11 protein-coding genes are annotated in these 14,970 nt (G+C 52.1%); 10 read left to right on the top strand and 1 reads right to left on the bottom strand.

Features of this window, described 5'->3' with window-relative positions; translation table 11 throughout:
- The first annotated feature begins 95 nt into the window (after positions 1–95).
- The 6 genes from thiO (at position 96) to ACJJI4_RS14300 (ending at position 5,207) form a co-directional block, all read left to right on the top strand.
- Positions 96–1,172: a glycine oxidase ThiO gene (gene thiO / locus ACJJI4_RS14325; protein WP_444925588.1), complete on the top strand. Its 1,077-nt coding sequence runs from the start codon at positions 96–98 to the stop codon at positions 1,170–1,172.
- Positions 1,172–1,372, top strand: a complete 201-nt coding sequence (gene thiS / locus ACJJI4_RS14320; RefSeq protein ID WP_108734077.1) for a sulfur carrier protein ThiS — start codon at positions 1,172–1,174, stop codon at positions 1,370–1,372. The genes thiO and thiS overlap by 1 nt, the downstream gene beginning before the upstream one ends.
- A 2-nt stretch (positions 1,373–1,374) precedes the next feature.
- Positions 1,375–2,181 carry a thiazole synthase gene (locus ACJJI4_RS14315; protein ID WP_444925587.1) on the top strand — a complete coding sequence of 269 codons (807 nt, stop codon included), beginning with the start codon at positions 1,375–1,377 and terminating at the stop codon, positions 2,179–2,181.
- A 7-nt stretch (positions 2,182–2,188) separates the two neighbouring features.
- Positions 2,189–3,742 (top strand): thiamine phosphate synthase, encoded by a 1,554-nt coding sequence (gene thiE, locus ACJJI4_RS14310; protein WP_444925586.1) that lies wholly within the window; start codon positions 2,189–2,191, stop codon positions 3,740–3,742.
- Complete coding sequence (locus tag ACJJI4_RS14305; protein WP_444925585.1) at positions 3,736–4,485, top strand: HesA/MoeB/ThiF family protein; 750 nt, start codon at positions 3,736–3,738, stop codon at positions 4,483–4,485. The genes thiE and ACJJI4_RS14305 overlap by 7 nt, the downstream gene beginning before the upstream one ends.
- A 248-nt stretch (positions 4,486–4,733) precedes the next feature.
- Positions 4,734–5,207, top strand: coding sequence for a Dps family protein (locus ACJJI4_RS14300; protein WP_108734073.1), 474 nt, complete (start codon positions 4,734–4,736; stop codon positions 5,205–5,207).
- A gap of 33 nt (positions 5,208–5,240) precedes the next feature.
- Here the strand turns inward: ACJJI4_RS14300 and ACJJI4_RS14295 are convergent, their stop codons facing one another.
- The gene (locus ACJJI4_RS14295) at positions 5,241–6,119 is read right to left on the bottom strand and encodes a LysR family transcriptional regulator (RefSeq protein WP_444925584.1); all 879 of its coding nucleotides are present in this window, start codon (positions 6,117–6,119) and stop codon (positions 5,241–5,243) included.
- A 166-nt stretch (positions 6,120–6,285) separates the two neighbouring features.
- Between ACJJI4_RS14295 and ACJJI4_RS14290 the strand changes: the two genes are divergently transcribed.
- The 4 genes from ACJJI4_RS14290 (at position 6,286) to ACJJI4_RS14275 (ending at position 14,965) form a co-directional block, all read left to right on the top strand.
- Positions 6,286–8,265, top strand: coding sequence for an acetoacetate--CoA ligase (locus tag ACJJI4_RS14290; RefSeq protein WP_444925583.1), 1,980 nt, complete (start codon positions 6,286–6,288; stop codon positions 8,263–8,265).
- 368 nt (positions 8,266–8,633) lie between these two features.
- Positions 8,634–9,008, top strand: a complete 375-nt coding sequence (locus tag ACJJI4_RS14285; protein WP_108734070.1) for a hypothetical protein — start codon at positions 8,634–8,636, stop codon at positions 9,006–9,008.
- Between the two features lie 150 nt (positions 9,009–9,158).
- A complete protein-coding gene (locus ACJJI4_RS14280; protein ID WP_444925582.1) occupies positions 9,159–10,958 on the top strand; it encodes an autotransporter assembly complex protein TamA in 1,800 nt (599 codons plus the stop codon).
- Entirely contained in the window at positions 10,958–14,965 is a 4,008-nt protein-coding gene (locus tag ACJJI4_RS14275) for a translocation/assembly module TamB domain-containing protein (RefSeq protein WP_444925581.1), read from the top strand. Before ACJJI4_RS14280 ends, ACJJI4_RS14275 begins: the two co-directional genes overlap by 1 nt.
- Positions 14,966–14,970 lie beyond the last annotated feature (5 nt).

Raw genomic sequence — 14,970 nt, 5'->3', positions numbered from 1 at the left:
GAGTCCTCTCCCCCAAGAATCGGATAGCAAAAGTACGGCGAGTGCATAGCGCATATCGCTGGGTGTCGATTTGGATTTGCGAAGATAGGTGGTCTGTGACAAGCGAAACCAAAGCCAAAGTAGCTATTGCCGGTGGCGGCCTGTTAGGTCGCTTGCTCGCCTGGCGGCTCTGCCAACGGGAACTGGATATTACCCTGTTTGAAGCGGGTGATCTGTCGGCACCAGTCGGGGGAGCTTGCTGGACGGCAGCGGGAATGATCTCACCACTATCGGAATTGGTGCACAGCGATAAACAGGTTTACAACCTGGGGCTGAAAAGCCTTGAGATTTGGTCTGAGTGGGCTCGGCAGCTGGAGGAGCAGAGCGGGCGGAACGTGGAATACCGCCGAGCGGGCTCAGTCCTGGTTGCTCACGGCAAGGATAAAAGTGAGCTGCTGCAATTCCTGCGGGAGCTGCAGGGCAAGTTGGGCGAGTCTGCCAGGGGGCAGGTGCAGCCCCTCGATTGCAATACTTTAGCGAAATTAGAGCCCTCCTTACACGGCTTTGAACAGGGGCTTTACTTACGAGGTGAGGCGGATATCAATAATCACCGCCTACTGCCCGCGTTACTCAGCGTATTGCGCCGAGGTGCAGTCACTCTGCGAGAGCAAAGCAAGGTAAATTGCGAAGCCGGGTATATCTCTGTGAACTCGGAGTGCGAACAATTTGATTGCGTGATCGACTGCCGTGGTCTCGGTGCCAAGGGGCAGATTGAAGGCTTACGCGGTGTCCGTGGTGAGGTGATGGTGGTGGAATCCCGGGAAGTGGTTTTGCAGCGTCCAGTGCGACTGCTCCACCCGCGCTATAAGCTCTACGCTGTACCACGCAGCGATGGGCGCACAGTAATTGGTGCTACGGAAATTGAGAGCGAAGACCAGTCGCCCATTTCCGTGCGCTCCAGTATGGAATTGTCTTCCGCGCTTTACTCCCTCAACCCGGCTTTTGCCGAGGCTCGTATTGTTGAGACCCGCGTAAATTGTCGCCCCGCCACTATGGATAATATGCCTTATATCCACAGCGAGGATGGGCTGATTAGGGTGAATGGCCTTTACCGTCACGGTTATCTTTTAGCGCCGGCAGTAGTGGAGCAAGTGGAGAATCAAGTGGCACAACAACTGTTACAGGTGGTTTGATGCAGGTACTAATTAATGGGGAAACACAGAGCCTTGAATCCCCGCTAAAACTCTCTGCGCTTTTACAGCAGCTCGGCTATCGCGGAGAAACATTTGCCGTTGCGATCAACGGTGGATTTATTCCCCGTACGGAATATAGCAATACACAGATAAATAACGGCGATAGCCTGGATATTGTTGCTCCGGTAGTGGGGGGGTAAAGGTGAGCGATCTATTAACACTTTACGGAAAAACATTTAACAGCCGGCTTTTGGTGGGCACCGCCCTGTATCCCTCCCCAGCGATTATGCGCGAATCCGTGCAAGCCTCAGCTTCAGAAATTATTACTTTGTCTCTTCGCCGGCAAAATCCGGCACAGCAGCAGGACAATCGATTTTGGGATTATATTCGCGAGTCCGGTTGTCAGTTGTTGCCCAATACCGCCGGTTGTAAATCGCCGCAAGAAGCGGTGGAGCTGGCAAAAATGTCCCAGGAAATTTTCCAGACCGATTGGCTCAAGCTGGAAGTGATTGGCGATGATTACAATTTGCAGCCAGACCCCTTTGGTCTGGTAGAAGCTGCGCGGGAATTAATTCAGTTAGGCTTCAAGGTATTGCCTTATTGCACTGATGACCTGGTTCTGTGTCGAAAACTTTTGGATGTGGGTTGCGAGGTATTAATGCCCTGGGGGGCTCCCATCGGTACCGGGCAGGGACTGCTCAATAAATATAACCTGCAAACACTGCGCGAGCGCCTGAGTGATGTACCGCTTATTATTGACGCCGGAATCGGTGCGCCATCACAGGCGGCAGAAGCACTGGAGATGGGCTTTGATGCGGTGTTATTGAATACCGCGATTGCAAAAGCCCAGGATCCGGTACTGATGGCTAATGCTTTTAAACTGGCTGTGGAATCCGGGCGCGCCGCCTTTAATGCCGGCTTGATGCTCAGGCGTCAAACTGCCAGCCCCAGCACCCCCACCCTGGATATGCCTTTCTGGCAGCAGGCAGAGAGCATATTGCAGGATTAGTATTTTTATGCGCGATCAACTCCAATTGAAAAAGCCAATTGTCTGGACCATTGCCGGCAGTGACTCCGGCGGTAGTGCCGGCATTCAGGCGGACCTGCTGACTTTTGCCGACCTCGGCTGCCATGGTTGCAGTGCTATCACGGCCAATACTGCACAGAATACGGTGGAAGTTACTGCAATTAATGCAGTTTCCCTAGAGGTCTTGGCTTCACAATTACAGGCCTTACAGCGGGATCTATTTCCTGCCGCAATTAAAATCGGTCTGCTAGCGAATGCTGAACAAGTTGTTGCGGTGGCAGATTTCCTGCGCCAGCTGCAAGCGGTGCAGCCGGTTCCGGTTATTTACGACCCGGTTGCTGTTGCTACCAACGGAGCCGGGCTCACCGAAGGGAATATTACCGCAACGGTGTTGGCTAAGTTGATGCCACAGTGTGATCTGGTCACTCCCAATTTACATGAATTGGAATGGCTTACCGGAGCCAGTGTCACGGGTGCGGAATCTATTGTGCAAGCTGCGCGTCAGTTGCACGCCCACGGCGGTACCGCAATTTTAGTTACCGGCGGCCATACGCAATTGCGTGCGGGAGAAGTTGCCGACTTACTGTGGGATGGTGAAAAAGCCGATTGGTTTATTGGACGGGAAGTGTCCAGTACAGGCACACATGGCACTGGCTGCACCCTGTCCTCCGCTATTGCCGCTTGCCGCGCTTTGGGCTACCCGTTGCGAGATGCCTGCGTTGTGGGTAAAGCCTATGTACAGCGGGGCTTGCGCCGGGGAAATAATGCACACATCGGCGCTGGTGCTGGACCTGTAGGCCACTGTGGCTGGCCCCTGGATTTAATCGACTTCCCGGAGATTTTAGTGTCGGGAGAAGAGCGTGCGCTGGATTATGGTTTTGGTGTGGCCCAACCTCTTGTTCATGGGTTTGCCCAAACAGACTCTCAAGCATTGGGTTTATATCCGGTTGTGGATACAGTGGAGTGGTTGCAGCGCCTGGCTGAGCTGGGGGTGCGTACTTTACAGCTGCGAATAAAGAATCCGGGTGAGGACCTGCGCGCACAGATTGAGCGCGCAGTGGCTATTGGCAGGACGTATAACCTGCGCCTGTTTATCAATGATTACTGGCAGTTGGCGATTGAGTGCGGCGCCTACGGCGTGCATTTGGGCCAGGAGGATTTGCAGTCTGCTGATCTGAGGGCAATTCAAGCGGCAGGATTGAAGCTGGGTATCAGTACCCACGGCTTCTATGAATTACTGTTGGCCTACCGTTATCGCCCCAGCTACTTGGCCATTGGTGCAATTTATGCGACCAACACCAAGGATATGTCGGATCAGTTGCAGGGTGTGCATAAACTTGCGCGAATGGCAGCACTATTGCCCGATTATCCACTCGTGGCAATTGGTGGTATTAATATGCAGCGAGCCAGTGAGGTTATCGCTAGCGGCGTTGGCAGTATCGCCGTGGTCAGCGCTATTACTAAAGCGGAAGATTACAAGCAGGTGGTTGCCGATTTTAATGTCCTGTTGAAAGGTAAGCGTGCGGAAGTAGAGCCATGTTAAGTAGTAAGGAATTACAGCGTTACAGTCGCCAGATAATGTTGCCCCAGGTGGGTGAAGAGGGGCAGAAAAAACTGTCTTCTGCGCGAATTCTGATTGTTGGCTTAGGTGGGCTCGGCAGCCCGGCAGCGATGTATCTGGCCGCAGCCGGTATTGGAGAGTTGCATCTGGTGGATGGTGATCATATCGATCTCTCCAATTTACAGCGCCAGGTTTTGTACAAAACCAATCACCAGGGAAAATCCAAAGCCATGGTGGCTGCACAACAATTGGCTGCGGCCAATCCAACTATTCGCATTCACCCCCACAGCCAAATGGCGAATGAATCCTGGCTGCGTGAGCAGGTAAAACAGGTGGATCTGGTGTTGGACTGCACCGATAACCTGGAAATCCGCCATACGATCAACCGGGTTTGTTATCAGGTAGGGTGTCCGGTGGTAATGGCATCGGTGCAGGGGTTTTCCGGCCAGCTGATTAGTTTTGATTTTTCTGAAGGTAAAGGTCCCTGTTATGCCTGCCTGTTTCCGCCCCAGGAGCAGGCTGAAGTCCAGAACTGCTCTACAGTAGGTGTGATCGGTCCGGCGCTGGGTGTGGTTGGCAGCATGCAGGCTCTGGAGGCCATGAAATACCTGATGGATTTGCCGGTATCGAGCTTGAATAAATTGCACTTAATCGAGACGGAAACCTTAGCTCTGCAAACTTTGCAGCTGCCGAGCCATAGTAATTGCCCGGTTTGTAGTGCCTGACTTCTTGTGTTTTCAGCGGGGGTCTCGATAAATAGTTTTATTTGGAGAGTCCCTTATTGGCAATGTCTTGTCGCAAAATTTTCTTTCAATAGCCGGGTTAAAATTCACGCCATTTTTGTACCTTATAAATCTTACTTGTCTATATAAATAAGCTATTGGCTCGATAGCTTGTGAGAAGTGAATAAAGGTACCAAAATGGCCTTATAACCATTTCGGTGACAACAGTTTTTGGAAGAGGGATTTGTATTATGAAAAAAATCGATATTGGTATCAGTGAAAAGGATCGGGAAAAGATTGCTGCCGGTTTGAAACATTTGTTGGCAGATAGCTACACCCTTTACCTGCAAACCCACAACTTCCACTGGAATGTTACTGGGCCTCTGTTCCGCGAATTACACCTGATGTTTGAAGAGCATTACACCGAGCTGGCCACTGCGGTGGATGATATTGCCGAGCGCATTCGCACCCTCGGGGTTTCCGCTCCCGGTACTTACCAGGCTTTTGCTCAACTCAGCTCCATCAAAGAAGTTGTTGAGGTACCACCGGCGGAAGAAATGGTAAAAATTCTCACTAAAGGGCATGAACAGGTGATCAAAACCTGTCGTGAAGTTTTAAAAGATGCCCAGGCGGGAGAAGATGAATCCACAGTTGCCCTGGTATCTGATCGTATGAGAGTTCACGAGAAAACGGCTTGGATGCTGCGCGCAACTAGCAGTCACTAGTCGCTCAAATAAGTAGAGGCACTTTTATAGACCTCAACCAGTAATCGCGGATAAAAACGCGGTTGCTGGTGCCGACAAGGTGCCTCGGCTCTTTAATAATATCCCCACCTCCTGGCTCACTACTGGTGCCGATAGTGGCAGGCATTCCAGCCCATATTCCCGAACCTGTGTTTCGCACAAGCTCGGCACTGCACTAATCCCCATTCCCGCACGTACTAACTGGCCGATTGTGCTTAATTGATTAGCTTCGCAGATATAGTGAACGCCTTTGCCACTTTGCCCGAAGGCCTCATCGGTCCAGCGCCTCACCGCTGAGCCGCGGTTCATAGCAATAAAAGGAAAACTGGCCAGGTCACTCCAGCGCACTTTTCCTTTTTCGCTGAGGGGGTGCTGGGATGGTATGACTGCGATAAAACGATCCCTGTGTAGGGGCACAAACTCAAGCCCGCCTAAATCCTCGGGGCGAAAACTGATGCCCAGCTCCGCCCGGCCATCCTGCACCGCTTGGGTTACTCGTTCCATCACCACATCTTCCAACAGGATATTGATTTGTGGGTGTTGGCGGTGAAAATTGGCTAATAATTGGGGGAGTTGGTTTAGTGCATAGGCGGGAATTACTGCCAGGCGCAACTGCCCACGCTCCAGGCGAAAGGCCTGCTGTACCGCATCCAGGGATTGATCCCAGTTGTGCAGTAGTTGTTCGGCGCGGGAGAGAAATTCTTCGCCCTCCGGGGTGAGAGTGAGTTGGCGGGCTTCTCGACTGAAAAGCGGGCCGCCAGTCGCATCCTCCAGGTTGCGGATGGCAATGGACAGGGCTGGCTGGGAAGTGTGCAACTGAGCGCTGGCCTGGGCCAGGCTGCGGCTGCGGGCCACTGTGACAAAGGCGCGTAGTTGTTTGATCGTGGCACTCACAGCGGCAGGTTCCTGGGGAATTGATAGATTTGGCTATGTTAACTTTTATTTAACAAATCTAAAAAAGATTAAAATAGTTTTAAGTGGTGGGGCAGGGCATGATTGCTCCCCTTGTGCCCGAGAGGGCGATTTGAAAACACAATAATGAGCCACAAGGTCTGTTGAAATGAAGGACAACTCCCAACCGCTCTGGCAACCCAGCGCAGAGGCTATTGCCGCCACTCAGATGGATGAATTTCGTCGCAGGGTCAACCAGCAATACCAGCTGGATCTCAATGATTATGCGGCTTTATACCAGTGGTCAGTAGATAATCGCGAAGCTTTCTGGCGGGAGTTGTGGGATTACACCGGAGTTATTGCTGCAGATAAGGGTGATGAGACACTCGGTAACGATTCCATGCCCGGTGCGCAGTGGTTTCCACAGGCACGCCTGAACTTTGCTGAGAACCTGCTGCGATATCGCGATGACAAGGCTGCCCTGGTCGAGCGCCTGGAGAACGGTAGCCGCCGCGAGCTGAGCTACAAGGAGCTGTACGATCGGGTGGAGCGCCTGTCAGCGGCCCTCGTTGCCCAAGGCGTTGTTGAGGGAGATCGGGTAGCGGGCTTTATGCCCAATGTGATCGATACCGTAGTAGCCATGTTGGCCACCACGAGCCTCGGTGCTATCTGGACCTCCTGCTCACCAGACTTTGGTATCAATGGAGTATTTGACCGCTTTGGCCAGGTGCAGCCGAAAGTGCTATTTGCCTGTGAAGGATACTTCTATAACGGTAAGGTTATTGATTCATTGCCGCGTCTGCGCGAGATCATGCAGCGAATCGAATCCATAGAAACTTTGGTAGTGGTACCGGTTGCGCGCTCAGAAGAGGAAACTGCTCAGGTACTAGCGGCAGAGCCGCTGGGTAAGGCGGTACTACTGCAAGCTTTTGAAGCTGCGGCGCCCGCTCGCGAACTCTCCTTTGTACAAACAGAATTTAATCACCCCCTGTACATCATGTACTCCTCAGGTACTACTGGTGTACCCAAGTGCATCGTCCACGGAGTGGGGGGCACTTTGCTCCAGCACCTGAAGGAGCATTGCTTGCATGGCGATCTGCGCCGTGAGGATGCACTTTTCTACTTCACCACCTGTGGCTGGATGATGTGGAACTGGCTGGTGAGTGGCCTGGCTTGTGGGGCGACTCTGGTGCTGTTTGATGGCTCACCTTTCTACCCTTCATCCCAAAGTCTATGGGATATGACCGATGAAGAGGGAATCAGTGTGTTTGGCACCAGTGCCAAATATATTGCTGCGCTGGAGAAGAGTGGCTGCAAACCCCGGGAGACCCACAAGCTGGAGAAATTGCGTGCGGTGCTCTCCACAGGCTCTCCGCTGGCCCACGAAGGCTTCCGCTATGTCTACAGAGATATAAAAGCAGATCTCTGCTTATCCTCTATTTCCGGCGGCACCGATATTGTGTCTTGCTTTGCCCTTGGCAACCCAACTTTACCGGTCTATGCCGGTGAATTGCAGTGTCGCGGCTTGGGTATGGAGGTGGAAGTCTGGAATGATACAGGCAGTGCAGTGGTTGAAGAGAAAGGGGAGCTGGTTTGCTCCAAATCCTTCCCTTGTATGCCGATTGGCTTCTGGAACGATCCAGATGGAGCCAAGTACCGCGGTGCTTACTTTGAAAATTGGCCTGGTGTGTGGGCGCATGGGGACTATGCCGAGATTACGGCACACGGTGGTGTTGTGATCTATGGCCGCTCCGATGCAGTACTTAATCCCGGCGGTGTGCGTATCGGAACCGCAGAGATTTACCGCCAGGTGGAGAAAGTCGAGGAGGTGCTCGATAGTATCTGTATTGGGCAGCCCTGGCACGACGATGTACGGGTAGTGCTGTTTGTGGTTTTGCGAGAGGGTATTGTGCTGGATGAGGATTTGACCCAGAAAATCCGCTCCACGATTCGCGCCAATACCACGCCTCGCCATGTCCCGGCGAAGGTGATCCAGGTGGCGGATATTCCTAAAACTATCAGCGGTAAGATTGTGGAACTGGCTGTGCGCAATGTGGTGGAGGGTAAACCGGTTAAAAATAAGGAGGCCCTGGCCAACCCTGAAGCCTTATCGCTATTTGAAAAGCTGCCGGAGTTGGCAGAGGAGTAAGTTAGGGAGCCTCTGAACAACTCCGTGATACCTCTGGCATGCAGAGCGGTTCACAATCAAGGCGCGGCTTCGCAGGAATGTCTAGACCTTTCAAGAGGTCGCAACGCGGAGTGTGGATCGCTCTGCATGCCCCGAAGGGCGGGCCTTGAAGGCCACAGCTGCTGCGTTGCAGCTCTTGCAAAGGGCTACGGCCATTCGCGGCGAGCTGCGCCTAACATCTGCAATCTTCAAGGCCCGCAGAGGCATTACGGAGTTATTCAGAGGCTCCTTAGGAGTAAGGGAGCGTAACCCGGCGCCATTTAGTTTGCTGCGGTTCTGCGCTACCCTTCACTTTATAAACACCAATAATTTAGGGTAGAAAAACAGTCATGGTTACTTATTTGTACTGGGCAGCGGTGATTGCCCTTGTTATTGCTTCTCTTTTTATCGGCAGCCGCCTGGGCAGCCTTAAGATCGGCGCAATCGTGGCTGCGGTTTTCTTTGTTGGCGGCTGGCTTGCCTACTACTTTCACTATGAGCAGGTTTTCGTGAAGCGTTTTGGCGGGGTCATGCGTATCTCTGTGCCCGATGGGTACCGCCATATCGGCGCCACCTGGAAAGAAGATAATTTGTGGATCGAGAATTATAACCCCAAGACTAACCAGTGTATTTTCACGGAGTATTCCAAAGGAAATATTCTGGAAGGGCGGGTGATTATCCAGGATTGTAATCCCTTAATGCCCAGCCAAGGCACACAGCCATAGAAGTCCCAAACGCCGAATCGGCTTATTGGCTGCTCAATAAGTCGATTTAATTATCCCAGCTGTTGTCATCAGCTGGATATTCCAGCCTACGGAGGGAACGGATACCCGGATTTTTTGCGGAGTAGCCGCTACTGACATTGGATAAAGATCTTGCGAATTCTCTTTGTCACCCTACTTATTGTCCTTCTAGCGCTGCCAATGCAGCTGGCAGCAGCCATCCCATTTTTTGATCGCTTGCCGGGTTTTACCCTGCTGGTGCAGGGCGATCCCCAGCTGCAGGAAAAATTGACCTCCGAACTCAACGAGTTGCGCAAGAACAGTAGTGCGCTGGAAAACTACGATGATCCGGCGGATATTGCGCACTATGAGCGGGGTAACCTGGAAAAATTACTGCGTGCGCAGGGATATTATGATGCCACTGTGTATGAGTCTGTTTCTGGCAACCAAATTTTCTATAGTGTCACTCCCGGCCCCCAGTACCATATCAAGAGCCTGGATATTAATATGCCGGCCGGTTTGCGGGCAGGCTTTAGCGGCTTACCTATCCATGTTGGAGATCCCCTGATTGCCAGCAAGGTACTTGAGGGCGTAGAAAAAATTACCAAGTACCTCAATGAAAATGCCTGTCTGCTGAATGTGGATGTCAGCTACCAGGCAACGGTGATTCACCGGGAAGCTGCTGCGAGACTGGAATATCGGGTGGCCCCCAGTCCCGAAGTCCATGTTGGCCAAGTCCGCATTGAAGGAGTCACCTCTATCGAAGAGGACTACCTGTTGGATAAGGTCAAGATTAAATCCGGAGATTGCTTCAGTCGCAGTAAACTGGATGCTGCGCAGTTGCGTCTACTGCGCACCAACTTAATTGCCAATGTAAACACTGAAGTTTCTGAACCCTATGATGGGTTGGTGGATGTTACTTTTGTTATTCAGGAGCGCAATCACCGCACCATAACCTTGGGGGTAGGGTACACCTCCGATGAGGGAGCCGGTATTTCAGCAGCCTGGGAACATCGCAATGTTTTCCATCGTGGGGAAAAAATTGAAGTCGAAAGTAAGCTGAACGAGGTAAAGCAAACCCTGGAAGGCAAGCTCACTATTCCCCGTTTCTTCCATGACAAGCAACGCTTGACCGCCAGTATTGCTTTGGAAGGAGAGGATGTTGATTCCTACCGTTCAGAGTCCCTGACATTCAGTGCACTGGTATCGAGAAAAATCAGTAAGCATCGCACGCTGAGTGGTGGCGCCGAGCTGAAATTCAGTGAAGTGGACGAGAAGGTGGAAGGGGCAGTTGAAGCAGATGATCCCGATGAAAACTACACACTGTTAGCTTTCCCCCTGGGCTTTAAATTAAACACGACAGACAAACCCCTGGATGCCCGTCGTGGCGCCACTTCTGCGTTGGAAGTAAAACCCTATATTGATCTTAGAAATACCAATACGACCTTTGTTAAAAATACCCTACAGCTCACTGCGTATAAAACAGCCGATGACTGGCGTTATAAGCCCACCTTGGCAATAAGGTTGAAAGCCGGGGCAATTACAGGAGAGTCGAACCTTGAGCTGCCTGCGGATGAGCGCTTTTATGCCGGTGGTGGTGGCTCCGTGCGGGGTTATGGTTACCAGGAGTTGGGTCCGCGACTTATTGAGATTAATGATGAGGGTGAGGAAACCCTCTCCGATGCTATCGGTGGTCGGGGACTCAGCGAGATTTCTTTTGAGGGCCGTTTTCGTTTTACGGATACCTGGGGAGGTGTGATTTTTCTCGATGGCGGCAATGCCTATGAGGACGCAGCGCCCAAGTTTTCCGACCTGTTTTGGGGAACGGGTTTTGGCGTGCGCTATATCACCTCCTTTGCCCCCATCCGCATGGACATCGCCTTTCCCCTCGATCGCCGTGAGGGCATCGATGATCGCTATCAGGTGTATGTGAGCTTGGGGCAGGCATTCTGATGCGCTGGTTGGGCCTGTTTGCGCTGGGCGTTGCCCACTGGGTGGGTGCTTTCCTGCGTGGGCTCTGGCGCTCTCTGGGTGCTGGGGGTTCCCTGGTAACAGGCATTTGTCTGTTCCTCCTGATGTCCGCTATCTATTTCCTCTGCACGGAACCGGGGCGCGTCGGCCTTACTCGTGGGGCTTTTTACGCTGCCGAGCAATTGGTGGACGACCTCGAAATTGAGGCAGAAGGAATTCGCAGTGAAAAATTAGGATTTTGGTTTTTCGAGCAGCTGAGAATTGACTATCGAGCTAGTACGCTTGCCGAAGCCCAGGACTTGGCGGTTAATCTCAACAGCTTGTCCCGAGATCCCATCGATATCGAGCGAGTGGGGGCCAAAGATTTACTGCTCAACCTAAATATCCTCAATGAACTTCTCTCTGCGCTGGCAGATTCTGGCGAAGAGGAGGTTGAAGTTGTCAGTGAAGAGCAGCCGTCGACTACTTGGGAGTTGCTAGTTCCCGGGTTTCGCTTGGCGCAACTGGATATAGCTCGCCTGCAATTGGTGGACAGCCGGTTGACGGGGATTCCCCCTGTTGCTATTCAGGCTAACGCCCAATACCGCTGGCAGGATAAACCGGCGCAGCTATTTATCGAAGTGAGTGAGCTGAGTGGTTCCGAGTTTAATCTCACTGTAAATGGCCGTATGCAGGGCGAGCGCTTTGTAATCGATTTCACTACCAGTGAGATGGGCCAGGGGTTTGTCAGCCGACAGCTGCATCTGCCGGAAAATCAGGTATTGGATGCTCGCGGCGAACTATCCCTGCGCAAACAGGGTGAAAAACTGCTGCTGGATATTAATTCGATCGCAGCTCCTCTAGCAGAACATCAGCTGGATCTGACAGGGAGTATCGAAGCCGATATTAACCCCTGGCGCTTATCTTCAACGGGGATTTGGCTGCGAGTGGATGAGCGGCGCAGTACGATTAAAGGCAACATTAGCGCGGACGGTGTCAATGGGACAGTTAACCTCAATCAAATCCCGCTAACGCTTTCCCGCCCTTGGCAGGATATCCTGGACAGTGGTTGGCTCAGCGCAGATTTTTCGGTGCAGGGCTCCCTGCAACAGCCGAATATTAATGGCAGCTTACAAGTGGAAAGCAGCTATCGGCAGCAGCCCCTGCAATTGGAGGGCCGGGTCGATACCCAGGCAGGTGTGATTGACTTGCAAGCCTTATCTTTGCACTTTGCCGGTGCACGGATCGAGGTGCTCGGTACTGTAGATACGAATTTGAAAGCACTGGATTTGGTGGGAGAGATTGATGAGTTGGGTGTTGAAGAAATTCGCCGGCTTGCAGCTTCGCTACCCCAGGCTGATAGGGTAGATATCCCCACTGCTTTATCCGGCACCTTGCACCAGTTGCGTGTGGAGGCCATCGGCTCATGGAAAAACCCAAACCTCAATTTGTCTCTGAGTGCAGTGAGTACTTACCACGACTTACAGGGTGAGTTGACGGCGGCGATAAGTGGAAACCTGCACGCGCTGACTATTGATGAATTGGTATTTACCGGTGAGAAGCTCAATCTGGAAGTAATCGGTCAGCTTGATATTGAACAGAAGCAGTTGGATTTACACGGGCAGATCGATGGCAAAAATATTAGCTTGCGCGATGACCTTGGAGTTACCGAGGCAGAGGGGGTAAGTCTAGGGGGGACTTCCGAAGTAACAGTCCGGGGAGAGTGGAGTAATCCCCAGGTAAGTATTTTACTGGATTCCAATGGCGTCGCGCAGGATTACCCCTTTAACTTAAAAGGGGAAGCCAGTGGCGATATGGACCTGATAGAGGTCAGTGACCTGCGATTGGAGTTATTTACCAACGGTAATGGCAACCAGTTTGGTTCATCCTCAAGCAGAGGCCCTCAGTCCCCCGTGGTTGCCTCAGGTTTTGATAAAGGGGATCCGGAGCCCCTACAGAGCCAAAGCCGCCTGACAGCCCTCGCTGAAGATGCCCAGCAGTTGGGTCGGGTGGGGGTGGCATTGTTGCAGGCCGATGGCTCTATCGAACCTAGGCAAGACCGATTACAAATTGATATGGGCGCGCGCAATCTACCGCTGTTCCTGGTAGATCTCGTCGGTCTCTCTCTCCCTAACTCCCTTGAAGGGGAGTTGAGCTTGGATGGCAGGGTTGATGGGGCTATTTCAAACCCGCAGATTAAAACCAACCTGATCGCCCAGGGAGAGTTTCATCTGGAGCCCTGGCATTTACAGGGTACTTTGGACTATGCAGACAGGAGTCTGGTAACTGATGGTATCGAGCTGCTCTGGGCGGGTCGCAACCAATTATCAATACTGGGTAGCTTGAATGCAGAGCGACTGGATTTAGAGTTGCGCGGCCAAGGTGATCTATCGGATTTGGCGAATAGTTTTTCCAGCGGTAGGGCGGGTAATGGTGATGTCAGCCTTTATGCCAGTATTGGTGGAAGCCCCAGGCAGCCTGAATTCCAAGGGGAGTTGCGCGCTACTGGAGAAGCCCTGGGGCGAGGGCAGCGCGGAATCCAGGTTCAACCGCTTTCGATAGTGTTGGATTGGCAGACAGAGAATGGAGAGCTGGATGCATCCCTGATTGCCCAACACGGCGGTAGCAACGCAGTAAATAGCCAAGTAAGTGTATTGATTGCGCCGATCTTCGAACAATTATTTGCTGATAATAATCAAACTGGTGGCCTGCGAAATGTGCCCTTTCAATTGCAGGGGCGCGGTACGGCCGATTTGTCAGTGATTGCCGAATATATTGATCCCCGTGTCCACCGTATGCGCGGCTTGCTCAGTTTCAACGTTGACGGTACCGGGAATTGGCAGCGTCCTCTATTAACCGGTGATATCGAATTGAGTAATGGCCGCTATGAGCACCGACCGAGCCATACTCGCATTGCGGATATTAACTTCTACGCACAGCTGTCTCCTGAGGAGTGGCGGATTGTACGAGGAAGCGCTACCGATGGTGATGGTGGGCGGATAAACCTGGGAGGGGCGGTCTTTTTACCTCCGGATAGCTCGCCCAGTTTTGACATCGTATTAAGCCTCAGTCGGGCCCACTTGCTGAACTCACCGGGAGTACGCGGTGCAATATCCGGTGATGCCCGTTTGTCGGGCTCAACCCAGGATGCAGAAATTACCGGGCGATTCACTTTGAAGCCGCTGGCCTTACAGATTGAGCAATGGATTGGCAGCAGTGTTCCGGAAATCCAGGTGGTGGAAGTTCAGGTTGATGGCCCACAGGTGCAGCGATCTTCTCCCCTGTTTAGCAAAATCGGATTGGATGTAGAGATTGTTTTGGATCAGCAATCCTATGTGCGCGGACTTGGCTTAAATTCTCAATTGCGCGGCGTGGTGGATATTCGAGGCACCGCAGATAAGCCAAAAGCCTCCGGCGAATTAACAATTGTTCGCGGCAGCTTTGATTTATTCGGTAAGAAATTTGATCTGGAAGATGGCGAAATTCGCTTCGAGAATAATGAGGTCGCTATCCTGGTTGAAGGTGTCTATGAATATAGCGATGGAGAAATAACCGCGCAGATATCAGGCACTGCTGCGGACTTGGATATTACATTTACCTCTGACCCCTCGGCCTCTCAGGATGAAATTCTGGCGCAGTTGCTTTTTGGGAAGTCATTATCAGATATTTCACCTTTACAAGCTGTTCGTTTGGTTAGTGTCGTACGCAGTTTGCAGTCGGGTCGAGCGGTATTGGATCCTATCGCCAAGACACGCGAGCTGTTGCACCTGGATACACTCAATATTGAGCAGGAGGAGGGAGATGAAGGTGATGAGTACGCATTGAGCTTGGGCAAATATATTACCAATCGAATTTATGTGGAATTACAGAGAAGTACCGATCCTCTCAGTCCATGGCAGGCAGAGATGCAAATAGAACTTAGGGATAACCTCAACCTGGAGTTTAAAAGTGCCGATGACGGTGACAGCGGTTCCGGTAGTGTAGAGTTACAGTGGAAAAAAGATTATTAGGGTTT

Source organism: Microbulbifer maximicatervae (SeqCode), from assembly GCF_052467305.1.
This window is presented reverse-complemented; position numbering and strand designations above follow the sequence as displayed.